General features: G+C 40.1%; 19 protein-coding genes. 9 read left to right on the top strand and 10 right to left on the bottom strand.

Annotated elements, in window-relative coordinates; translation table 11 throughout:
- Positions 1-36: 36 nt before the first annotated feature.
- The 7 genes from hflC to QT16_RS17020 all read right to left on the bottom strand — a co-directional run bounded on the left by hflC (position 37) and on the right by QT16_RS17020 (position 9768).
- A complete protein-coding gene (hflC, locus tag QT16_RS17050) occupies positions 37-1020 on the bottom strand; it encodes a protease modulator HflC (protein ID WP_039489568.1) in 984 nt (327 codons plus the stop codon).
- Positions 1017-1958: an FtsH protease activity modulator HflK gene (hflK, locus tag QT16_RS17045; protein WP_200886974.1), complete on the bottom strand. Its 942-nt coding sequence runs from the start codon at positions 1956-1958 to the stop codon at positions 1017-1019. Before hflK ends, hflC begins: the two co-directional genes overlap by 4 nt.
- A 494-nt stretch (positions 1959-2452) precedes the next feature.
- A complete protein-coding gene (gene nhaA / locus QT16_RS17040; protein WP_039489565.1) occupies positions 2453-3820 on the bottom strand; it encodes a Na+/H+ antiporter NhaA in 1368 nt (455 codons plus the stop codon).
- Between the two features lie 170 nt (positions 3821-3990).
- Positions 3991-5139 (bottom strand): N(5)-(carboxyethyl)ornithine synthase, encoded by a 1149-nt coding sequence (locus QT16_RS17035; RefSeq protein ID WP_039489563.1) that lies wholly within the window; start codon positions 5137-5139, stop codon positions 3991-3993.
- 600 nt (positions 5140-5739) lie between these two features.
- Positions 5740-6597 (bottom strand): DUF6236 family protein, encoded by an 858-nt coding sequence (locus tag QT16_RS17030; RefSeq protein WP_039489561.1) that lies wholly within the window; start codon positions 6595-6597, stop codon positions 5740-5742.
- Positions 6598-7264: 667 nt separating this feature from the next.
- Complete coding sequence (locus QT16_RS17025) at positions 7265-8668, bottom strand: sugar porter family MFS transporter (protein WP_370597200.1); 1404 nt, start codon at positions 8666-8668, stop codon at positions 7265-7267.
- Between the two features lie 59 nt (positions 8669-8727).
- The gene (locus tag QT16_RS17020) at positions 8728-9768 is read right to left on the bottom strand and encodes a LacI family DNA-binding transcriptional regulator (RefSeq protein WP_033028786.1); all 1041 of its coding nucleotides are present in this window, start codon (positions 9766-9768) and stop codon (positions 8728-8730) included.
- A gap of 210 nt (positions 9769-9978) precedes the next feature.
- On the opposite strand from QT16_RS17020, the gene QT16_RS17015 reads away from it, so the two are divergent.
- Positions 9979-11589, top strand: a complete 1611-nt coding sequence (locus QT16_RS17015; RefSeq protein WP_039489558.1) for a glycoside hydrolase family 43 protein — start codon at positions 9979-9981, stop codon at positions 11587-11589.
- Between the two features lie 105 nt (positions 11590-11694).
- On the opposite strand, the gene QT16_RS17010 is transcribed toward QT16_RS17015, so the two are convergent.
- Positions 11695-12651: a Gfo/Idh/MocA family protein gene (locus QT16_RS17010; protein WP_039489556.1), complete on the bottom strand. Its 957-nt coding sequence runs from the start codon at positions 12649-12651 to the stop codon at positions 11695-11697.
- A 162-nt stretch (positions 12652-12813) separates the two neighbouring features.
- Here QT16_RS17010 and xylB point away from each other — a divergent pair, with 162 nt between their 5' ends.
- The 6 genes from xylB (at position 12814) to QT16_RS16980 (ending at position 20128) form a co-directional block, all read left to right on the top strand.
- On the top strand, positions 12814-14271 hold the full coding sequence (xylB, locus tag QT16_RS17005) for a xylulokinase (RefSeq protein WP_039489554.1): 1458 nt from the start codon (positions 12814-12816) through the stop codon (positions 14269-14271).
- A 30-nt stretch (positions 14272-14301) separates the two neighbouring features.
- A complete protein-coding gene (gene xylA, locus QT16_RS17000; protein WP_007375167.1) occupies positions 14302-15621 on the top strand; it encodes a xylose isomerase in 1320 nt (439 codons plus the stop codon).
- A gap of 39 nt (positions 15622-15660) precedes the next feature.
- The gene (gene tal, locus QT16_RS16995; protein WP_152609347.1) at positions 15661-16599 is read left to right on the top strand and encodes a transaldolase; all 939 of its coding nucleotides are present in this window, start codon (positions 15661-15663) and stop codon (positions 16597-16599) included.
- Positions 16600-16657: 58 nt separating this feature from the next.
- Positions 16658-18676 (top strand): transketolase, encoded by a 2019-nt coding sequence (tkt, locus tag QT16_RS16990; protein ID WP_039489547.1) that lies wholly within the window; start codon positions 16658-16660, stop codon positions 18674-18676.
- A gap of 107 nt (positions 18677-18783) precedes the next feature.
- Entirely contained in the window at positions 18784-19167 is a 384-nt protein-coding gene (locus QT16_RS16985; RefSeq protein WP_007585159.1) for a hypothetical protein, read from the top strand.
- Between the two features lie 13 nt (positions 19168-19180).
- Entirely contained in the window at positions 19181-20128 is a 948-nt protein-coding gene (locus QT16_RS16980; RefSeq protein WP_052201174.1) for an aldose epimerase family protein, read from the top strand.
- A gap of 99 nt (positions 20129-20227) precedes the next feature.
- Here QT16_RS16980 and QT16_RS16975 read toward each other — a convergent pair whose 3' ends face one another.
- Entirely contained in the window at positions 20228-21367 is a 1140-nt protein-coding gene (locus tag QT16_RS16975; RefSeq protein ID WP_039489544.1) for an endo-1,4-beta-xylanase, read from the bottom strand.
- Positions 21368-21502: 135 nt separating this feature from the next.
- On the opposite strand from QT16_RS16975, the gene QT16_RS16970 reads away from it, so the two are divergent.
- Positions 21503-21925, top strand: coding sequence for a cupin domain-containing protein (locus QT16_RS16970; RefSeq protein ID WP_039489542.1), 423 nt, complete (start codon positions 21503-21505; stop codon positions 21923-21925).
- 58 nt (positions 21926-21983) lie between these two features.
- Here QT16_RS16970 and QT16_RS16965 read toward each other — a convergent pair whose 3' ends face one another.
- Positions 21984-22871 carry a LysR family transcriptional regulator gene (locus QT16_RS16965; RefSeq protein ID WP_039489540.1) on the bottom strand — a complete coding sequence of 296 codons (888 nt, stop codon included), beginning with the start codon at positions 22869-22871 and terminating at the stop codon, positions 21984-21986.
- 164 nt (positions 22872-23035) lie between these two features.
- Here QT16_RS16965 and QT16_RS16960 point away from each other — a divergent pair, with 164 nt between their 5' ends.
- On the top strand, positions 23036-23368 hold the full coding sequence (locus QT16_RS16960; protein ID WP_238719455.1) for a DoxX family protein: 333 nt from the start codon (positions 23036-23038) through the stop codon (positions 23366-23368).
- Positions 23369-23492: the final 124 nt, after the last annotated feature.

The raw sequence follows: 23492 nt of genomic DNA, 5'->3' as shown, positions 1-23492 counted from the left end.
TGATGATATCTATACAATATTTAAATATGAAGCATGCTAATTTTTGGGATTAGGCTCACTCGCCTGAGTGTGTTGTAAATACTGAAATAGCTCACTGTCGGTCGATAATACCAATGTTGTGTTTTGGCTAAGGGCAAGTTCAAGCGCCTGCAACGAACGGGTAAATGCATAAAATGCGACTGCTTGATCATTTTTGTTATAGGCTGAGGCGTAAATAGCGGCTGCTTTAGCATCAGCTTTACCTCTAATTTCTGTTACTGCTCGGTAGGCTTCAGATTGAATTTTATCTAAGTCTCGCTCTCTGTTACCTTGTATACGGGCAGCTTCGCCTTTTCCTTCTGACAAAAAGCGTTCTGCTATTTGACGACGTTCGCTGATCATACGTTCATAGATTTTAGGGCGTACACTTTCATTATAATTAATACGTTTAAAGCGAATATCCATAAGCTCAATACCAAATACTTTTACTTTTTTGGCTGCGGCATTAAATATATCTTGCTCGACAACTAAGCGTCCCATGCTTATAGGCACTAAACTACCAATATTCTGCTCTTTTTCAGCCTCGGTGAGTGACGAGTCACGCAAAGGTTGGCGATCTTTCGTTGTACGAATAATTTCGATTAATTCGTGTGTGGCTACTGCATTACGCGTTTCACTGCCAAAAATATCATCGAGCCTAGACTGTGCGCTTCGCTCATCACCTAAGCGTAAAAAATACTGCAACGGATCGGTAACCTGCCACCGCGCGTAAAGACTTACAGAAATATAAAGCTTATCTTTGGTCGGCATATCAGAAGGTGTTCCTTCCCATTCCAGCACGCGCTTATCAATAAAATTAACTTGCTGAACAAATGGCATTTTGAGTTGAATACCCGCCTCTCTAATTGGCTCACCAACCGGTTTACCAAACTGAGTAATAACAACCTGCTCTACTTCGTTAACCGTATATAAAGCGCTATATAAAGTAACCCCTACAAGTGCAGCTAAAATACTGCTGCCAAAGATTAAATAAGATTTCATGGCTGCTGTCCTTTTAGTGAAGTTAAATTGAGTAAAGGTAATACACCGCGTGCTTCGCTATCGATAATAATTTTATTTTTTATCGTTGGCATAACATCAGTCATTGTTTCTATATATATTCGTCTGCGTGTTACCTCAGGTGCCAGTTGGTACTGTGCAAACAGCGCATTAAAACGCAAAGCGTCGCCTTCAGCTTCATTAACGCGCTTAAGGCGATAACCGTCAGCCTCTCTTATTCGTTGGTCGCGCTCCCCCTGAGCAAGCGGAATAACGCGGTTATATTCGCGACGCGCTTCGTTAATCAACTTTTCTTTTTCTTGTTGAGCCTGATTAACTTCATTGAACGACCCTTGTACTGGTACGGGTGGGTTAATATTTTTTAATTGAACCTGATCAATACTAATCCCCATTACATATTTGGTTGCCAATGCCTGCATTTTTTGTAATGCCTCAATTTCAATCCCTTGCCTGCCAATGGTAATTACTTCATCTACAGTTCTATCGCCTACAACTTCACGCATAACTGATTCAGACACATATCGTAAAGTGCCTGCCGGGTCGCGCACCTCAAATAAGTACTTTTGGGGATCGGCTATCCGATATTGAATTACCCATTCAATCAGCGCAGTGTTTAAATCGCCAGTTACCATTTGGGTTTCTTCGCGTTGATTTGTTGCAGGTGAAATTTTTGGCGCAAATGAGCGAATATTATTTTCAGGATTAATATTTTGATCAGGGTCGGAGGCTCCAGGAGTAGAAAAACCAAACTCCTGCTTTAATTGCCGCTTGGTAGGCACTATTGTGACGTGATCAACACCTAATGGGATTTTTACATGTAAGCCCGCAGGCAGAATTTCTTGAAACTTACCAAACCTTAATACCAAAGCAACTGAATCACTGGGAACGGTATAGACTGCGCTATAGCCTGTAGCAATCAATCCCAAAAACAATACTATGGTTAAACTTGTGCTAAATTTTCCACTCAGCAACTTCTTATACTTTTTAAACGCACCGCTCATCACTTTATCGATATCTGGCGGACCGCTTTTACTTTTAGAATTTGGATTATTTTCGTTTTGTGTAGAAATAATATTTTCCTTTTTAAGAAACCAAAAATATGGAGCCTTATTACTACTTTAGATTGTCATAAGCCCTAGCGTGCTTCGCAATCTAGGTGATAACTTCCTCTGTATAATTTAAGGGTAATAATTTAGGGGTAATGATTTAAGAAATAGTTTTAAGATTTGAATTCATGCACTTATAGATTAATTTAAAGCCAAAAAATCTTTATAAGACATTAGCGTATTTATTTTAATTGGTCTGTTCGCTACAACACATAGCTTGTTTTAACCAATAGGTTTAATTGATAAATAAAGGGTTAAGTACAACTAATGAGTACACATTATTGAATACCCATTAACCCCTTCACGCCCTATTTTGGCGTTGAATTAATTGATTTATTGCTCTTTTTTGAGGCAACCACTCGAATATATAAAACCCCAAGTATTGCAGAAAGAACCGAAGCCACTAAAACCGATGTTTTTGCGTTATGAAGGTGCTCGGCTTGCCCATCAAACCCCAACGTAGCAATAAAAGTAGACATGGTGAATCCAATCCCGGCGATAAGTGAAGCACCGATAACATGCTGAAGATTGATACCTTCTGGCAAGCAACCTATTTTGTAGCGTAAAGCAAGCCAACACGCACCCGAAATACCAATAAACTTACCAACAACAAGACCACTAATAATACCTAAGCCAACGGGATCACTGAGACTCTCAACAAATGAACTAAAGTTAAAAACCACACCCGCATTAACTAAAGCAAATAGCGGTAAAATAAACAGTGCGACAGGCAGGTGCAGCACATCTTCCCACCGACGCAAAGGTGTACCTGCATTTTCGGCTAAATCACGAATTTCGAGTACCTGTTTATGATCCTGTCTGCTAGCCAGAACATCTACTTTCTCAATTTCTTTTTGCATAGAGGTAATGGTTGTTTTTGCCTTTTCAAGCGACCTTCCTGAGCCCAACATTGAGCGTGCAGGAGCCGTTAAAGCAATAGCAACACCTGCTACAGTAGGATGCACACCTGACTGTAACATCATCCACCAGGTGGCAAGACCAATGATAATGTAAAAAAGCGGCTGCCTTATTCCGGCATAATTGGCGGCTACTAAAAAAGCAAATAGAACAACGGCGCATGACAAATACATCACCGATATTTCTTGGGTATAAAACACGGCAATAACGAGTATTGCCCCCACATCGTCAACAATCGAAAGACCTACAATAAAAGCCAACAAGCTTGTTGGTATATGTTTTCTTACAATTGTAAGCACACCTAATGCAAACGCAGTGTCGGTTGCCATGGGTATACCCCAACCAATCAGTGAATCTTGCCCCCAGTTAAACAGCGAATAAATACCAGCTGGCACAACCATTCCGCCTATGGCGCAAAAAATGAGCATGTGTCTATTTTTGGGCTCAGCTAAATCTCCAGCAAGTACCTCTCGTTTTATTTCAAGCCCTAGCAATAAGAAAAATATCACCATCAAACCATCATTAATAATGTGTTTAAGCGAGGTTTGTAGCTCAAAGTTTCCTAATGAGATCCCAATAGGCGTATGCACTAAGTTCAGATAGGTAGCTGAATAAGCTGAATTTGCCCACCATAGTGCAATGATTGTAGATACCAGTAGAAACAGACTAGAGGTGGTTTGAGCACGCATAAAATTAGAAAATGGGTCGTGCATATAGTCTAAGCCACGATTTAGTATATTTTTAGAATCGTTAGGCATATCAGGTAGCCTTATAAATTGTGGGTGTTCGTTTTATCAAAACTTTTAAGATTTAAGTTCTCCAGCTTTACTATCAGTCAACAAACACTTCGCCTTAAAATTACTAGCATTAAGACGAAGTGCCCCCCCCTAATTAATCTTACGTAAAATTAGATTAGAGATAGATATAATCATTGTGTTATTACGTTATAAGGATAAATATTTTCGCGGTTTTGGAATGCCAAAATAGCCGTATTTTTAATTATTCCTTGCTCAATGTTTATTGCACGGCGAATGGTTTCATCTTTTTGCCACTGCAAAGCACCTTTAAGTATCGTTTGTAAATATACAATGAGCGCCGCAGAGATTGAACGCGTCGCGCTTTCCCATAAATAACTCGGTGTATGATCAACGCCATAATAATCCGTGTTGTTATATCGAAATAAAGGGTTTTTAAACGTTGTCGGCTTTGCAAAAAAGAATCCCATCCCCTCATCACAGCTAACATCAATAATTAAGCTGTTAGGTTTTAAGCAGTCTGCTTCTGATTCAATTACAAAGTTAACCGGATGAGCTGTTTCTTGATAAGTCCCGTTCACGATAATATCGGCTTCGCTAATAAGATCGCTAAGTGGTCGATTAGTCCCATCATGTTCAACAACCATCATGCGAGCCTCCCCTTCAAAACCTTCTCGTACCTTAACATAATGACAATCTAATATTTCTTCACGCACTTCGTGATCAGGACGCTGAATACAAATTGTAATATCTCTAAAGCCATGCGCTTTAAGGGCGTAAATAGCGCCTCTACTCACTGCACCAAAACTAAATATAATCGTTTTACGTTGATCGCCATAATGACCATCAATACCCTTAAGTTGCAAAGCATGTATTACAGCGCAATACCCTGCCATTTCATTGTTTTTATAAAAAGTATGGCGCCCTACATTTCCGTTTGGTGACCACACATACATATCTTCAAAAGCAATTAAGGTAAGTTTACGCTCTATCGCCGCTTGTGTTATTTCATGCTGTTGAACGCAGTGGGCATAGCCCCAAATAGTGCCTCCTTCGCGCATTTCTTCTAAGTCAGCAAGTACAGGCTTTGCGATAATGGCAGTGCCAATATGGGTAAGTATTTCGCTGCGAGATGCAATGCCACCCGTTAACGTTGCAATATATTCATCGCTAACATTAAAAGCGGTGCCATAGCCTTGTTCAAACACCATTTGTTTTCTAAGATTTTCGGGAATTCGTAATAAGTGCTCTGGGTGAATAGGATACCGTCTTTCATCTGTCTTGCGGGATGTTCCGATAACGCCGATAGTTAATTCACTCATGCTAAGTCCTGTTTATAAAGTAAGTACGCTTGAGTTCACCAACGAATCATCATACTTCGCCAATAAACTTAGGCGGTGTTTGTTCTGTACGTTTTGGCTCGGATGAACCAACTCTATTTTACAAAGGTGTAATTTTGACAATAAATAATGAAGAGCAGTGAGTTAACTTGCATTGAGTTGCAAGCTGAAGACTATTACCTTTTGAGTAAAAGTGCTGACTGAGTATATCAGAAATAAGTATTACTAACTTGGGTATCTCAAACTGAAATAAAGGGAGTACTCGATAATTACTGAAGTTTTACCTTAGTGATTTACTTTTTAGAGCAGGTTTAATCTGCTTTGTATTGGGTTAGCCGAACGTTTGGCTTTTATATCAACTCCGGCTATGTGCCAGTGTAGGTCGGATAAGCGAAGCGCCATCCGACACAGTAAAATACCTTGCCAATTATTATCAACATTTTATGTTGTCGAGTGGCTGGAGAGTGCCAATTGCGGACGCTCGTAACGCCCGCATAAAATGCGGATAATGCTTGGCTAGGATTAGCGAAGAATGAGCGCCAACCAAGCGTTTTGCGTCCTTATGAGTAACTTGTTATAAATTTATTGCACCAAGCCCACTTCAGAAGCCTTAGAAATATACCCTAATTTTAGCCTTTCATCCGCGGCTGAAAATGTATTTGTAGATTTCCCCGAAACTTTCACACAAGCACCAATAGCGGCTAAAGTAGTAGCTATTGGCATAGTAAAGCCATTTGATAAAAAATCTATTGCGGCTCCTGATGCTCCAGCCATAGCAATATCTTTACCATTTAGATTTAATTCAACAGATAAATCAAACTTACTTGTTTTCTTATACTTTTCGCCAGAAACCCTTTCAAGTGCTTCAATTTCTTTATTTAATCTTGAGAAAATGGACTTAGCTTCTAATGAGGGGTCTGGTGAGGTTAAAATTTCTTTATATAATTCATCAAGTGTTGAGTGCAATGCTTCAAGTTCCGCGCCTCTTTTTTCCTTGAATTCAAGTATCTCATTAATGTTTGTATCTTTACTTGGAACAGGCAATACACCAGACAAATCAACACGAATAGTGTTGTTATATTGTGAAGTTTTTTTAGGTAAGAATATTTGATTGCCAGTTTGGTGCACTACCCAATCTGTTTTAGAGTCTTTTAACATTAACTCTGCAATTTCGCTTTGTCCCTTAATTATAGCTTCACCTAGCTCATGGCCAGAAAAGCGACCAACATGACTTGTTCTAGGTCGCCATAAGGCTTTACTACTAATTAAATCTTCTTCATCAGGAATACCAAAATGTATTAGATTATTTGTTGGGATTATAATTTTATCCCAATACATTAAATAGAAACGGATATCTTCAGGCGTCAAGTTTGAGCTTAAGCCACATCCTTGCATTTGAAACTTAATATTACCAGCGACAGTAATTAAACCTCTTTGCAAAATAACTCCCTAGATGAAAAATTTATAACAATTTAATAATACGCTCATCGCGCATATTTCTGCTGACGCCACGCTATTTTCTACATTATATATGTTTTAACAAATAACCTAAGATATTACTATCACTAAGTTTTCTAAAATTTTAAAGAAAAGTTAAATGAACTAATATGCGCGCGTCGTTCATTTTCATAGCTACATACGCAAAAAGTAGTTTGACCGCTCAATTAACTATTATATTTATCCAATCTCAATGACTGCTCCTCGCTCACTGCAGACTATCAGCTGTATTTGCTTTTTAGTTGCTTATTACACAAACTGCGCAACTACGTCTTTTTAAAAACTACGTCACGTCTAATATTATTCATTTTCACAACATAGTCGTAAGCTGATGACCCAGTTAACAACCAAGGGAAAACAGCGATGGAGGCAGCTTAAATCGAAATAATAAAAGTTTAAAAAATGATGTTAAACGCCATTACAGATCGCGATATTGAACAAGCTATTCACACTTTACTTAAATGCATTAGTAATTTACCTATTGAGAAATGAGATAGTTGCTGCGAGTTTATAAAGTGTTTGGGTTTAGTAAAAAAAACTTAAGGAGTGAGGTAGTCTAACAACGCCAAAACTATTGCTTTAGTTTTGGCGCTTATTAAAGGGGTAATATTTACCCTTTCATTTGTTCAAGCTCTTTGCCTTTGGTTTCGTGTAAAAACTTAAATACAAATATAACTGAAACAAACGCGCAAAATGCGTAAAAACCATACGCACCTGCTAAACCTATACCGGTGAGCATGACAGGGAACGACCAGGTAATTAAAAAGTTAGCTATCCACTGGGCAAAGCCGGTAACTGCAAGGCCAGAGCCGCGAATTTGGTTAGGGAACATTTCACCTAACATAACCCACATTACAGGGCCCCACGATAAGTTAAAAAAGAACACATAAGCATTAGCGGCTATTAAAGCAACTATGCCCTGCTCTCCTAGCTCTAAATTACCTGTTGAGCCAATATCTGCGTTTAAAAAGGCATAAACAATAACCGAAAGCGTCACCGTCATACCAATTGAGCCGGTTAACAAAAAAGGTTTTCTACCAATTTTGTCTATAAAATACATGGTAATAAACACCGCTAAAATACTTACAAAGCCGCTTATTATATTAATGAGTAACGCGTCAGATTCAGTAAAGCCTGCTGCTTGCCAAAGTACCGCGCCGTAGTAAAAAACAACGTTAATGCCGACTAATTGCTGAAATGTAGCTAAGCTAATTCCTATCCAAACAATGGGGCGTAAACGTTTTTTAGGTTTATCAATAAGATCAGATAATTTAGGTTGGTGTTTATCCCCAGCAAGAGACTCTGCTATTTCATTTAATTTAAGAGCGGCAGTTTCAGCACCATATAATGACGATAAAACACGTGCAGCAGCGTCTTTTTTACCAGCCATAATTAAGTATCGTGGGCTTTCAGGGATAAAAAATAAAGCGATTAAAAACAAGCATGCAGGTAATAACTCAACCCAAAACATCCAACGCCATGTTTCAAAGTCGAGCCAAAATATAGCCGTAGAGCCGCCAGCCGTATTTGCTAAAAAATAGTTACTCACAAATGCGCTAAATAAACCAAATATAATAGCCACTTGTTGCAGTGTAGAGAGCGTGCCTCTGTATCGTGCGGGGGCAATTTCGCTAATATAAGCTGGGGTCATAACCGATGCAGCCCCTACAGCTAAGCCGCCTAAAATGCGATAAATCACAAATTCAAACGATGTGACTGACACACCCGAGCCCCAAGCACTTATAATAAATAAAGCAGCGGCAAAAAGTAAAATTGGACGCCGACCAAATTTATCAGCCAATCGACCTGCGCAAAACGCACCAATGGCACAACCAATTAGCATGCTCGATACGTTAAATCCCGTACCCGCACTACTGGAGCCAAACGCCGTTTGTAATCCATCAACAGTGCCGTTAATTACGCCGCTGTCAAAACCAAATAAAAAACCGCCAATGGTCGCAACAAAGCAAACCAGTACTATTAAAAGTACATTTTCTTTCTCGTTCATAAGTATCCATATTGTGTGTTGTTGTTATTTTATATAGATTTTGAAGCTCAAAAGGGTGTGCTTATTTAGTTGTTTTTATTGGTTGAGCTTGATTCTCTTTCTATTAATTCAAAATCTAAAATATGTCTTAAGTCTAAGCTTTTTACATTGCTCAAATCGTTGTACTGACCCGATGCAAGTAAAGTAATCGCAAGCTCAGCCATTTCATTAATGGGCTGTTTTACCGTAGAAATATTTGGCCAAACTATAGTTGCAAGTTGCGTGTCATCAAAGCCCACAACCGACAGTTCGCTTGGAATATTAATACCTTGTTTTTGAGCTATTGAGATTACAGCGGCCGCCATATCATCGTTAGCTGCAAAAATAGCTGTTGGTTTATCATCAAGCGAAAGTAATTTTATCGCCGCTTTCATACCCGATTGATAGGTAAAACTGCCCTGCTCTATATACTCAGGTGGCGTTATTATTTTATTAGAGCGCAGCGCATCTAAATAACCTTGGTAACGCAAACGGCTTACACCTTGTTTAGTGTCGCCAATAATATGTGCAATTTTGCTATGCCCTTGATTTATTAAATGCTCTGTAACATCAAACGCCGCTTGGTAATCGTCCATGCATATATAAGGGGAGCGATTTAATTTTGTATCTGGCGTTATTCTTACAAATGGTACTTGTGCTTTAGTAAGCACATCTAAAACCTGTTCGTTGTCGCACATAGGGGGCAGTAAAATCATGCCATCAACCTGTGTAACATCAATAAGTTGCTTTACCGATTCAATTGTTTTGTCAATATCGGTATGCGCTTCGTCAACAACTAGGTGGTAGCCCAGTGCGCGGCATTTTTTAAGCGCTGCTAACAAAAACTGGCTTATGTAAGAGTCACTTGGGTTATCGTATAAAAGTCCTAAAAAGAATGACTTAGTACTAGCAAGGCGCCTAGCAGACACATTTGGCCTGTAATTTAATTGCTCAACAACCGCCATTACTTTTTCGCGGGTTTTGTCGCTTACTTTTTTGTCTTGATTGAGCACGCGCGAAACTGTCATCATTGATACACCAGCCTGCTCGGCTACATCTTGTATTCTTGCTCTTTTAGGATCGGCCATATTCTTATTACCTACTCACAATCATGTGATTGTTATAATTAACTTTCTTAATTTTCATTATACATAATTGTAAAGCTTGATATTGTTTACAGCGCGTTTTATATGATTACTTATTGACAAAGTCTTATACTACACTGAAAATGTTAGCGCTAACAACAAATTTGTAATATTCATACCCAATAATATAAAAAACTTAAAAAGGCCTATATTATGAGCATGCTGCAAAACCCAATTCTAAGAGGCTTTAACCCAGACCCAAACATTGTCAGAGTTAATAACGACTACTACATAGCCACTTCAACATTTGAATGGTTTGGCGGTGTGCAAATTCACCACTCTACCGATTTAGTAAATTGGCGAGTTATAGGCCAAGCACTTAACACCGTAGAGCAACTCGATATGCGAGGAGTGCCTGATTCTTGCGGCGTATGGGCTGCGCAACTTAGTTACAATAATGGCCGTTTTTATTTGGTATATACCAATGTAAAAAGCTTTGATGGCCCTTACAAAGACACACCAAACTATTTTGTATCAACCACTGATATTACCGGTAACTGGTCACAAGCGACTTACTTAAACTCTAGCGGTTTTGATCCGTCTATTTTTCACGATGATGACGGTAAAAGCTATTTGCTAAACATGTTGGTTGATCACCGCAACAACGCACTATTTGGTGGCATAGTAATGCAAGAGCTTTGCCTAAAAACCAATAAGTTAATAGGCGATGTTAAACCTATATTTTCAGGCACAAAACTTGGTTGCACTGAAGGCCCACATATTTTAAAACGCGGCGATTACTACTATTTAATTACCGCTGAAGGTGGCACTGGGTATGAACACTGCATTAGTATAGCGCGCTCTAAAAACGTATTTGGCCCTTACCAAGTACACCCGCACAACCCCGTTATTACAGCAGCCCACGAGCCGAGTAATACGCTACAAAAATGTGGCCATGGAGATTTTTTTCAAACGCAAGCCGGTGATTGGTACACGGTATTTTTAACATCTAGACCACTGACTGAGCGTGGCCGCTGCATTACAGGGCGTGAAACAGGGATTGAGCAAATAATCTGGAAAGACGATGACTGGCCTTATGCCAAACACACAAATAAAGCCCCGACAATGCACGTACCCATTGAGGGTTTAATGCTAAATTCACAGCCGCAACCCACAACACATATTGATTTTAGTAAAGATGATCTGACTGTTGATTTTCAGTCATTGCGTATACCCATGTGCAAAAGCTGGGTGTATAAGAATGCCCAAAAATCATCGCTCACCTTAGTGGGAAAAGAGTCTTTAAGCTCATTGCATCAGCAAAGTTTTATTGCCAGGCGTGTACAGGCTCATCATACTGTTTGCAGCACATGCGTTGATTTTGCACCAAGCAGTTTTCAACAAATGGCGGGGCTAGTATGTTATTACAACACCGCTCATTACTACTATTTGCATATAAGCGGCGGCGATGTAGGCGATGAAACCACACCACGTTATTTAAATATAATAAGCTGCGATAAATACCAAACAAGTACGCCTGTTGCACCGCTTTTGCTTAAAACAAACAAACCTGTTTACTTAAAAGCTGATTTTAATGGCGCGCAGCTACAGTTTTATTATGCCACCGAGAAAAACTGCTGGATAAAGTTTGGTCCAGTGCTCGATGGCAGTATTTTATCTGATGATTACGTGCAGCAATCACCGCAAGGGTATCGCCCGTGTTTTACCGGTGCTTTTGTTGGTATGGCTTGCCAAGATTTATCGGGGAGAAATAGAGAAGCTCACTTTTCATTTTTTAATTATGACGAACCTAGCGGCGAATAAATCGCCGCCAGTTAAGTTTATTATTTGATTGAAAGCTTTTTGAAACTGCTTTAAAGCTCATTCAAAACTCTTTTAAAGCTCTATTAAAGTTCTCTTAAAACTATTTTAAAACAGGGCTTTAATACGCTCCATTTGCGATTGTAAAAGTAAACTTTGAGAGTGGCTCATAATGTCACTCTCTCGTTTGTTTTCGCTCAGTAAGCGCCCTACTTCTTGCGCTTCAAAGCTATAACCTTGTGACTGCCTGCCATCTTCAAAATGCTCAATTAAGTCATCAAGCTCATACAAAGAGCACTCATAAGCCCTAAATGCATCGGGTATTTTTATATAGCCTTTGTCGCCAATAATATACGCGCCATTCCCTAACCGGCATTGAAATGACGTTGCTAAGCTCACCATTACATCACCACAATTAGCAGTAATAAGTACATCGTCTTCCACGCCTTTGTAGCGAACATTTGCTCTTACGTATAAGTTTTCAAGGTCGTTATTTAAAAAGTAATTGGCAATGGCAAGCGGATAAATTCCCATATCAAGTAAACAACCGCCCGCTAAATCTGGGTTGTATTCACGCCCGTCGGGGTTAAAAGGCACAGGATAGCCAAAGTCAGCTTTAACATGTTTAATAGTGCCAATTCGCCCTTGCTCTACCCATTGTTTTGCTTTTTGTATTGCAGGTAAAAAGTACGTCCACATGGCTTCCATTAAAAATACGTCGTGCTTTTTAGCCAGTAAAGACAACTGCTTACACTCTTCAGCCGAAACCGTAATGGGCTTTTCGCACAATACATGCTTACCTGCTTTAATAGCATCGCTGGCATTTTTAAAGTGAAAGTTATGCGGGGTCGCAATGTAAACTACATCAACGTTTTTATCGTGAAATAATGCCTGATACCCTTCGTAGGCATTGGCCGCACCATACTTGCTCGCAAAAGCGGTTGCATCATCCCCATTTCTTGCTGCAACTGCGTACGCAACACCATTATTTGTATGTGCTAAGTCTTCACAAAATTGTGCGGCAATTCGGCCACAACCAACAATACCCCAGTTTATTTTTTTCATAGTGTTTCCTTATGATCTTAAAAAGAAATTTAAGTGAACTCCAACAACCAAGCAATAAACTTGCAAATTAATTGTTAAACATAGTTTAAAACTAGCTTGACTTAACAATATCAAATCATTAATGTTAGCGCTAACACTAAAACAACATTAAGTATCACATTTATGTTCCTTGGTATCGATTTAGGCACTTCAGGTGTAAAAGTAATTATTTTAGACGAGCAAGACCAATTGCTTGCTCAAGCAAGTGGCTCTTTAAGCGTTTCACGCCCAGCACCACTTTTTTCTGAGCAAAACCCTTCAGATTGGTGGCTTGCTACCTGTAGTGCAATCGAGGATCTTAAAAAGACTCACCCTGCATTACTAAAATCGGTAAAGGCTGTGGGCCTTTCTGGGCAAATGCATGGCGCAACGCTGCTTGATAAAAACAATAATATTATTCGCCCAGCCATTTTATGGAACGACGGGCGCAGTGCTGCACAATGTGTAGAGCTTGAAAAACGCGAACCAAATTCTCGTAATATTACCGGCAACATAGCAATGCCTGGTTTTACTGCACCTAAATTGGTGTGGTTAAAAGAGTTTGAGCCAGAAAACTTTGCAAAAGTCGCCAAAGTATTATTACCAAAAGACTACCTACGCTTTTTAATGACCGGTGATTTTGCATCAGACATGTCTGACTCAGCAGGCACACTGTGGCTAGACGTAGAAAAAAGAGCATGGTCGCAAAAAATGCTTAGCGCCTGCGACTTAACAGAGCAACACATGCCTACCCTTTTTGAGGGCACACAAATTACTGGCAAATTAACAGCCCAAGTTGCTGCTAAATGGGGTATGGAACAAGTACCTGTTGTTGCAGGTGGTGGCGATAATGCCGCAGGCGCTGCTGGTGTTGGCGTAGTAAGGCCTAAACAAGCGTTTTTGTCATTAGGTACTTCGGGCGTTTACTTTGTTGCTAACGATAAATACCTGCCTAACCCAGAAGGTGCTGTACATACTTTTTGTCATTGCATTGAAAACACCTGGCACCAAATGTCAGTGGTGTTAAGCGCAGCAAGCTGTTTAACCTGGGTCACTAAATTAACCGGTTTTGAAAACGAAAGCGCACTCCTTGAACAAGTAAGTAAATGCGATTTTAGCAAACCAAGCTCAGTCATATTTTTACCTTATTTAACTGGCGAGCGTACGCCGCATAATAACCCCGATGCCAAAGGCGTATTTTTTGGTTTAGACAGCGATACCGATGCAGCAGCTCTTGGCCGTGCAGTACTAGAGGGCGTTGCTTTTGCCTTTGCCGATGGCCAACAAGTACTGCTTGATGCCGGCGCACAAATTGACGATGTAACCGTTATTGGTGGTGGCGCTAAAAGCCCACTGTGGGGAAAAATCATCGCAAGTGTACTCAACCGCCCCCTAATTTACCGAGAAGGCTCAGAAGTTGGCCCCGCATTTGGCGCAGCAAGACTTGCCCGAATAGCAGTAACACAACTCCCTGCACAACAAGTGTGTGTTAACGGCAAGGTAACGCAAACAATTGAGCCAGATCCAGTCATGCAAGACTTTTACGCACAGCAATACACAACATACAAAGCACTTTACCAAAGTGTAAAAACATACTTTTAATACACTATTATAAAATTAATGGAGCACATTATGAGCGAACAATTTTTTACAAACGTTGAGAAAATTAAATTTGAGGGTGAAAACTCTAAAAACCCATTTGCATTTCGTTATTACGACGAAAACCAAGTAGTGCTTGGCAAAACAATGAAAGAACATTTACGTTTTGCAGCCTGTTACTGGCATAACTTTTGTTCTACAGGGTTTGATATTTTTGGTGAAGGTACGTTTGACCGTCCTTGGATCCAACCTGTAGGCAATCAATTAGAACTTGCTGAACAAAAAGTAAAAGTAGCCTTTGAATTTTATGAAAAATTAGGCGTTCCTTACTTTTGTTTTCATGATGTTGATATTGCCCCTGAAGGTAAAACACTACAAGAAAGCCACGATAACGTAACGCACATAGCTAACATTATCGAAAAAGAAATGCAGCGCACAGGTGTAAAACTACTGTGGGGTACTGCTAACTTATTCTCAAATCAGCGTTTTTGTGCCGGTGGTGCAACAAACCCTAATCCTAATACGTATGCATATGCAGCAGCACAAGTTAAACATGCAATGGAAATTACGCATCGTTTAGGCGGCGAAAACTACGTACTTTGGGGTGGTCGTGAAGGTTACGACACGCTACTAAATACAGACCTTGCACAAGAAAGCGAACAGTACGCACGCTTTTTGAAAATGGTTGTAGAGCACAAGAAAAAAATTGGTTTTAAAGGCACATTATTAATTGAGCCAAAACCACAAGAGCCAACTAAGCACCAGTACGATTACGATACAGCAACGGTTGCAGGCTTTTTATACAAGCACGGCTTACAAGACGAAATTAAAGTAAACATTGAAGCAAACCACGCAACACTTGCGGGTCATAGCTTCCACCACGAAATTGCAGTGGCTTGCGCAGAAGGCATTATGGGTAGTATTGATGCTAACCGTGGCGACATGCAAAACGGTTGGGATACTGACCAATTCCCTAACGACGTAGCTGAGTGCACACTTGTTGTTTACGAAATTTTAAAAATGGGTGGTTTTACAACAGGCGGCTTTAACTTTGACACTAAACTTCGTCGTCAATCGTGTGAGCGTGATGACTTATTCATTGGTCACATTGGCGGTATGGATACGATGGCTAAAGCATTACTCAATGCAGCAGCAATGATTGAAGGCGGCGAGCTGACTGATTTTGTTGAAAAACGTTACGCTGGTTGGAAAGAAGACCTAGGTCAAAGCATTCTAAATGGTGAGCAATCACTTGAAAGCCTTTCAGCCTTAGTACACGAGAACAACATCGATCCTAAGCAAGTTTCTGGTCGCCAAGAACTGCTTGAGAATATTGTTAACCGCTACGTATAAGGACATCGCCTCGGTTTTAAAGCCGAGGCGTACATCATTATGAACTTGTTAGAACAACTCAAAAAAGTAACCACGGTCGTTGCCGACAGTGGCGATGTAGAGTCAATCAAAGCCCTACAACCGGTTGATGCAACAACCAATCCTTCGTTAATTTTACAAGCTGCAAAATTACCTCAATATAAACATTTAATTGAAGACGCTATACAAAAAGCTGGCAACAACGTTGACGCTATATGCGACCAACTTATTGTTAACTTTGGCTGTGAAATACTAAAAGTAATACCTGGGCGTATATCGAGCGAAGTAGATGCGCGTTTATCGTTTGATACCCAAGCAAGTATTGCCAAAGGGCGTAAGCTTATTTCACTTTACGAGCAAGCGGGTATTTCAAAAGACCGCGTACTTATTAAACTTGCTTCAACATGGGAAGGCATTAAAGCCGCCGAGCAGTTAGAAAAAGAAGGCATTAAGTGTAACTTAACGCTGCTTTTTTCGATGGCTCAAGCCATTGCGTGCGCACAAGCTAACGTAACGCTTATATCTCCGTTTGTTGGTCGTATTCTTGATTGGTACAAAGCCCGCGATAATAAAGAATACACCCCAAGCGAAGATCCTGGTGTGCAGTCGGTTACAGGTATTTATCAGTACTATAAAAAGTACGATTATAAAACCGTGGTAATGGGTGCAAGCTTTAGAAATACCCAGGAAATAATCGAACTTGCTGGCTGCGATTTACTGACTATCTCGCCATCATTACTCAATGATTTACAAAGCCAAGAAGGTGAACTGGTTACAAAGCTTGACGCTGCAAACATTGCCAAAGCACCGCAAAGTGACTTAACCGCACTCACCCATGAGCAATTTTTATGGCAGCACAACGAAGATGCAATGGCCAGCGAAAAGCTCGGTGAAGGTATTCGTAACTTTGCCAAAGATCAGCGTATTTTGGCTAAATTGGTTGAAGACTTACTAAACTAATTTCCCTCAAGCCTGCCACATAACGTGCGGGCTTTTTTAATTTTATTTGAGGTAATACATGACTCAACTTTCTTCTCGTGCGCCTTTTGCTAATGCCATTCGTGCACTCAGTATGGATGCGGTACAGCAAGCAAACTCAGGGCATCCGGGCGCACCTATGGGTATGGCCGATATAGCCGAAGTACTGTGGAACGATTTTTTAAACCACAATCCAACCGATCCAAATTGGCCAAACCGAGACCGCTTTGTACTCAGTAACGGTCACGGCTCTATGCTTATTTATTCTTTATTGCATTTAAGTGGGTACGAACTACCACTTAGCGAGCTTAAACAATTTAGACAAATGCATTCAAAAACCCCAGGTCACCCTGAATACGGTTACACCCCAGGTGTTGAAACAACCACAGGTCCGCTTGGCGCAGGTTTATCAAATGCCGTAGGTATGGCTATTGCCGAAAAAGCCCTAGCAGCACAATTTAACAAAGAGAGTTTTGATATTGTTGATCATTACACTTACTGTTTTATGGGCGATGGCTGTTTAATGGAAGGCATATCGCACGAAGCATGTTCGCTTGCAGGCACATTAGGCCTGGGTAAACTTATTGCTTTTTGGGACGATAACGGCATATCTATCGACGGACACGTTGAGGGCTGGTTTACCGACGACACCGCTAAACGCTTTGACGCTTACGGCTGGCATGTAATAAAAGATATAGACGGCCACGACCCAGAGCAAATTGCAAGCGCCATTGAACAAGCAAAACAAGTGAGCGATAAACCTACTCTACTTTGTTGTAAAACCGTGATTGGTTTTGGCTCGCCAAATAAATCAGGCTCGCACGACTGCCATGGCTCGCCATTAGGTAATGACGAAATAACTGCGGCGCGCAAATTTTTAAACCTCCCAAATGAAGCATTTAGTATCAGTGATGATATTTACGCCCATTGGGACGCTAAACAAAGCGGTGATAAAAAACAAAAACAATGGCAACAACTATTTAGCGACTACACCAAAAGCCACCCAGAGCTTGCTAAAGAATTTGAGCGACGCGTAATTAAACGCACCCTTCCTGACAACTTCGAAGCTATTGCAAACAACTATATTGCACAGTGCAACAAAGACGCCGCTAATATTGCCAGCCGAAAAGCCTCGCAAAACACCATTGAAGCCTTTGCCCCGCATTTACCAGAGTTACTGGGTGGCTCTGCCGATTTAGCCGGTTCTAACTTAACGCTGTGGTCTGGCTCTAAAGGCATAAGCGCAGATGACGCCAGCGGTAATTACCTGTTTTATGGCGTGCGCGAGTTTGGTATGAGCGGCATTATGAATGGCATATCACTGCACAGTGGTTTTATTAATTACGGTGCTACATTTTTAATGTTTATGGAATACGCCCGTAACGCAGTAAGAATGTCGGCACTTATGGGTATTCAAAATATATTTGTGTATACCCACGACTCTATTGGTCAAGGTGAAGACGGTCCGACTCACCAACCTATTGAGCAACTAGCCAACCTACGTATGACGCCAAACCTAGTCACATGGCGCCCATGTGACGCAGTAGAAACTGCAGTATCGTGGAAAAACGCGATACAAAATCAGCAGCAACCTACGGCGCTTATTTTTAGTCGCCAAGGGCTCAACCACCAGCCACGCAGCGCTCAGCAAATTAGCGACATAGAAAAAGGCGGCTATATTCTTAGCGATAGCAATAAAGTGCCTGAGCTTATTTTAATTGCAACGGGTTCTGAAGTTGATTTAGCAATGCAAGCCGCAAAAGAGCTTACAGCACAAGGCGTTGCAGTGCGTGTGGTATCAATGCCAAGCACCACATTGTTTGATCTACAATCAGACGATTACAAGCAAAGTGTATTGCCAAACTCGGTAGCAAACCGTATTGCAATTGAAACATCACACCAAGATTACTGGCTTAAATATGTTGGCTTACAAGGCAAAGTAATTGGTATGAGCACTTTTGGTGAGTCGGCGCCAGGTAACGTGTTATTAGATCATTTTGGCTTTACCACCAAAAATGTAGTGAGCACCGCGCAGGCGTTAATTAAAGCCAACGCTTAATATATTTAGTACGCGTAATGCGCTAAATAATTCAAACTTTATCCAATTAATGCGCTAAGCCTTTCAAAGCTCGGCGCATTTTTATAATTAACTAACAAAGGTGAACTATGAAATATTTACTATTAATTATGCTTTTTAGTGCAAGTACTAGTTTTAACGCATGGGCAAGTGACGAGCAAAATGATGAACTAATGCTAACGATTTTTTTAAAGCACGACCAATCAAAAAACCTCTCTGAAATAAAAGAAATACTAAACAACGCTAACTTTTACAAACACTTCCCACCAGAGGGCGCAACAGTAGAATCTTGGAAAGTAATGATGGGCATAGGGCAAGTTGTTACCTTGCGCTTTCCGGCAGCGTTATTACCAAAAGTAAATTTATCGATTGAACGTTATGGTTGGAAAGCCTACAGCACTGAGTTTTATCCAACATACGATCTGTACCCAATCGTAAAAGAAGAAATTAAAAAAGCAAGAACGAACAATTAAAAGAGTAACCAACATGACAACTTCAATTGTTCAATACACACTAAGTAATGAAGCAAACGACACTATTTCTATTATTAACTATGGTGCCCGGCTTACCAGCTGGGTTACCCATGTTGATAATAAAAAACGAAATATTATACTTGGCTATTCTAATATTAATGACTATTTAAACGACACGTTTTACTTAGGCGCTGTAGCCGGTCCTTATGCAAACAGGCTAAGTAACGCCCAAATAAACATCGATGATAAAGCCTATGCACTTAATAAAAACGAAGGAGTAAACCAACTTCACGGCGGCCAAAAAGCATTAAGCGACTTATTTTGGCAGCTCGATTATCATCAAAAAAATGCGCTAAGTTTAAGTATTACTCTACCCGATGGATACAACGGCTACCCCGGTAAAACTATATTTAACGTGCTGTATACCTTTACCACTAACAGTAAAAACCAAAGTAATCTTGATATTAAATTTACGATTACCAGTAATAAAAAAACCATTGCAGGGCCAACAGCGCATCCGTACTTTAATTTAAATGGCATTACTAACAGCGCACAAGGGCATACATTAAAACTGGCCGCCGCGCATTATACCCCCGTAGATACAAACGCCATTCCCACAGGTTTAATAGCCCCAGTAGCAAATACCATTTTTGACTACACAAATGCGCGTGTGCTTAATAAAACCGATAGACTCGATCATAACTTTGTCACCGAGCAAGTACTTAACCTGCAAGCCAATAAGCAACACGCAGAGCTTACTAGCGCCGATGAAAAAGTAATGCTGAGTGTGCTTTCTAACTACCCTGCTATTCAGGTTTATACAGGGCAGCACTTAAAAAGTCCGTTTAACCAATTTGACGGTATTTGCCTAGAGCCGCAATTTTTCCCCGACAGCCCTAATAACCCACACTTCCCATTTAGCTATTTAACACCACAAGTACCTTTGCAAACGCATACTTAGTTACTGCTTAACTAAAACCAATAAAAAATAGCTATTTTATAAACCAAAAAAGGATCGCTATTAAGCGATCCTTTGCGGGAGGTTAAATGTTTAGTGCGATTATAAATCGCTTACAAAGCTTTTAAGTTTTAACTCACGGTCAATTAATAATGGGTAATCGGTGCGCCCTTGCATTGGCCAATCGTTGCGCCAAGTACGTGCATCGCTTATACCCCAAAAAGTAACACGGCTTACTTTATCGTCATGTTTTTTAAGTATGTCAAACACGGCTTTGTAGCGCTCGCCTAACTGGGTGTTTACTTCACTCGGTAAACCATTCGGGTATGGGTTAAATCGCTCTTGCAGCGCAATATCTAACGAAATATCAGCCCCTTGTTCTTCACCTTCAGGGAACGGTAATACCGAAATATCAAGCTCGGTTATCATCACATCAATACCCGTTGCAGCGTATGCCACAATAGAGTCTTCCATTAACGAAAGCTCTGGGTTATCAAGCGAATAATGCGCTTGCATACCAATACCATCTATTTCAATGCCTTTGCTTTGTAAATTTTTAATAAGCGCAATTGCACCGGCTCTTTTTTCTGGCTTATATAAGTTGTAATCGTTGTAGTATAGCTTGGCATTAGGCGCTGCCTGCTTAGCGTATTTAAACGCATATTCTATAAAGTCGTCACCAATAATGGTGCTCCATTTAGATTCACGCAGTGTGCCGTCTTCGTTAAGTGCTTCGTTTACCACGTCCCATGCAAAAATGCGGTTTTGATAACGCCCTGCAACAGCATTAATATGGTTTTGCATGCGCTTAAGTAATGCATCGCGGGTTAGCGGCTCGCCTTGTTCGTCTTCAAAAACCCAGTCAGGAGTTTGCGAATGCCACACTAATGTATGCCCAACTAATTCTTGGTTGTTCTCTTGTGCGTACTGAACTAACGCATCAGCGGCTTCAAAATCATAGGTTTCTAGCTCTGGGTGTATACGCTCCCACTTCATTGAGTTCTCTGGCGTAAAGGTATTAAATTGCGCTTTAGCCACATTTAAATCTTCAGGCAAAGCCCCTAATATTTGGTCGCGGCTAATCGCTGTGCCAATTTTAAAGTGCTCTTTAAATTGCGCTTTAAGCGTTAATTGCTCCGGCGCTTTTAATGTTGGTTTGCTTTGCTCTGCTGAGCCATTACAGCCAAGTGCAAGGCTCGACATTCCTAATAAAATAGCAATCGTAAATTTATTTTTATGCATGATGTACCTGTTGTGTGTTTTTTAGTGTGCAACGTAAACTTAACACCATATAGTCTTTTTGACAACAACGTTTTATTAAAATAGACTGAACAAAAATAACACTTTTAACTAGCACGAAAATTAGCAAGGACACACATGAAAAATATAACAACCACCTTATCATTAATAGCAGTAGCCATCTTTGCATTAACTGTAAACGCAGCTGATAAACCCACTCAACTTACATCAGCTATTGTGAGTCAAAAAGACGCGCACATTACTCATTACGAAGGCGCTGATTTTCATACTTACTTTTACGGCGATACACCACTCACCAAGGGCGCTATTACAGGCGTTGCGGTTATTAAACCTAATAACGAAATACACCCCGCCCACCAGCATCCTGATGAAGAATACTTAATGATTTTAGAGGGGTCAGGTACCTGGACGCTTAATGGCAAAAGCCAGCCTGCTCATACTGGAGATATCTTATTTGCAGCCCCTAACGACGTACACGGCATTTATAATAATGGCGATGTGCCGCTTAAGTTTGTGGTAGTAAGATATCAAACTAAGTAGGTTTTAGTGGCTTTTTTAGGGAAGTAATTTAAATACGTTTTTCACATATATGTAATTGCTATATCTGATAGTTTTTAAATTGCTCCCACACGGCCTCTGCTACAGGCCCCAACACTTCTCCCCTTTTCTTAATAATGTAATATTTTAGAGGCGTTATATTTTGCACATCACTAAGTGACAGCATTTGAAGAGTATTATTTGCAATACCTTCATCAGCTAAATAACCTGGTAATTTACCCCAACCCATTGCACTTTCGATAAGCATTTTTTTAGTTGGAAAGTCATTTACATACCATCGTCGCTGACCTTGCTGTACACCCCACTCTATGTTTTTTGAACCAGTGCCTGAGTCCTGCACAATTATTTGGTATTCGTTCAACAAATCAGTGGCCTGCCTAAGGTTTGGATTTCGCTTTAACAACAAAGGGGAAGCTACATTGATTAATGAGCCGCTATTTAACAAATGCTTTTCAATTTTCTCTTCTTGTGCAGAAAATTCCATTGTTGGTGTTATACACAGATCGGCACCGCCATCAAGTAAGGCTTCAATTGCACCTGTTATGTACTCTTGCCTGATTATTATTTGAGTTTCAGGGAACTGATTTTGCATGTTTTTTAGTAATGGTAAAATACCCTTTAAATTAAATGATGCTTCAATTGCAATCGTTATACTTACCTCGTTCCCCTGTGCTATGTGGTGTGCAACTTGTTTAAGTTGTGCTGCATCATCTAGCAATTTCATAGCCTTATGAAACATAGTTTTTCCTGCACTGGTAAGCTCTAACCGATAACCATTACGACTAAATAAGGCAAAGTTAAGGGTATTTTCTAGTTGCTTAATACCTTGGCTTATAGCTGGTTGAGTTTTGTGTAAAAGAGCACTTGCTTCACTCAATGATCCAACCTGAGCAACAGTAACAAACATACTAAGCTGTTCTAATTTCATAATTTACGCCAAACATGTAAAGCTAAAGTTTATATCTTATAAAAAAACATTCAATATTAATTAATAAGAACTGTGATTATTCTAACCTCAAAAGCTAAGCATCTGCTTAAATCACTCTTATTAAAGTTGGGAATAACATGAGCACAAAAGTAAAAAGAATTTTTATGTATACATCACTAGGATTAACAACACTTGCCTTTATAGCTGCAGGCTCTGCAAAACTAGCAGGAGTTGAGCAAATGCACTTATCTTTTGCACTCATGGGTTTACCTGCTTGGTTTGGCTATTTTATTGGTGCAAGTGAACTTGCAGGTGCTATTGCTATTTGGATAAAAAAACTAAGCATTTTAGCTGCAAGTGGTTTGTTAGTTATTATGGCTGGTGCAACATTTTTTCATGTAGTTTACGACAGTGTTGCCAATGCAATACCTGCCGTTATTTTATGTGCTTTATTAATTAATATCATAATTAACCGAGTCAATGATATAAACGCCTAGGATAGTAAGTAACCTAGAGCTATTTTCAATACAATGAATAACGATATATTCGCTTCTATCGTTATTCAAACCCTCATTTACAAAATGACAAATGCTTTCACATCTCTCATTTAGCCTAAAGATA

This window comes from Pseudoalteromonas distincta (genome assembly GCF_000814675.1).
Classification (GTDB): Bacteria; Pseudomonadota; Gammaproteobacteria; order Enterobacterales; family Alteromonadaceae; genus Pseudoalteromonas; species Pseudoalteromonas distincta.
Note: the sequence above shows the minus strand (reverse complement) of the source record. Positions and strands in the feature narration are given on the sequence as shown.

What these genes read in the sequence shown, in the direction of transcription:
- hflC (WP_039489568.1), bottom strand. Translation starts at nt 1,020, where the DNA reads ATGAAATCTTATTTAATCTTTGGCAGCAGTATTTTAGCTGCACTTGTA.
- nhaA (WP_039489565.1), bottom strand. Translation starts at nt 3,820, where the DNA reads ATGCCTAACGATTCTAAAAATATACTAAATCGTGGCTTAGACTATATG.
- QT16_RS17035 (WP_039489563.1), bottom strand. Translation starts at nt 5,139, where the DNA reads ATGAGTGAATTAACTATCGGCGTTATCGGAACATCCCGCAAGACAGAT.
- QT16_RS17020 (WP_033028786.1), bottom strand. Translation starts at nt 9,768, where the DNA reads ATGGCCGATCCTAAAAGAGCAAGAATACAAGATGTAGCCGAGCAGGCT.
- QT16_RS17015 (WP_039489558.1), top strand. Translation starts at nt 9,979, where the DNA reads ATGAGCATGCTGCAAAACCCAATTCTAAGAGGCTTTAACCCAGACCCA.
- QT16_RS17010 (WP_039489556.1), bottom strand. Translation starts at nt 12,651, where the DNA reads ATGAAAAAAATAAACTGGGGTATTGTTGGTTGTGGCCGAATTGCCGCA.
- xylB (WP_039489554.1), top strand. Translation starts at nt 12,814, where the DNA reads ATGTTCCTTGGTATCGATTTAGGCACTTCAGGTGTAAAAGTAATTATT.
- xylA (WP_007375167.1), top strand. Translation starts at nt 14,302, where the DNA reads ATGAGCGAACAATTTTTTACAAACGTTGAGAAAATTAAATTTGAGGGT.
- tal (WP_152609347.1), top strand. Translation starts at nt 15,661, where the DNA reads ATGAACTTGTTAGAACAACTCAAAAAAGTAACCACGGTCGTTGCCGAC.
- tkt (WP_039489547.1), top strand. Translation starts at nt 16,658, where the DNA reads ATGACTCAACTTTCTTCTCGTGCGCCTTTTGCTAATGCCATTCGTGCA.
- QT16_RS16985 (WP_007585159.1), top strand. Translation starts at nt 18,784, where the DNA reads ATGAAATATTTACTATTAATTATGCTTTTTAGTGCAAGTACTAGTTTT.
- QT16_RS16980 (WP_052201174.1), top strand. Translation starts at nt 19,181, where the DNA reads ATGACAACTTCAATTGTTCAATACACACTAAGTAATGAAGCAAACGAC.
- QT16_RS16975 (WP_039489544.1), bottom strand. Translation starts at nt 21,367, where the DNA reads ATGCATAAAAATAAATTTACGATTGCTATTTTATTAGGAATGTCGAGC.
- QT16_RS16970 (WP_039489542.1), top strand. Translation starts at nt 21,503, where the DNA reads ATGAAAAATATAACAACCACCTTATCATTAATAGCAGTAGCCATCTTT.
- QT16_RS16965 (WP_039489540.1), bottom strand. Translation starts at nt 22,871, where the DNA reads ATGAAATTAGAACAGCTTAGTATGTTTGTTACTGTTGCTCAGGTTGGA.
- QT16_RS16960 (WP_238719455.1), top strand. Translation starts at nt 23,036, where the DNA reads ATGTATACATCACTAGGATTAACAACACTTGCCTTTATAGCTGCAGGC.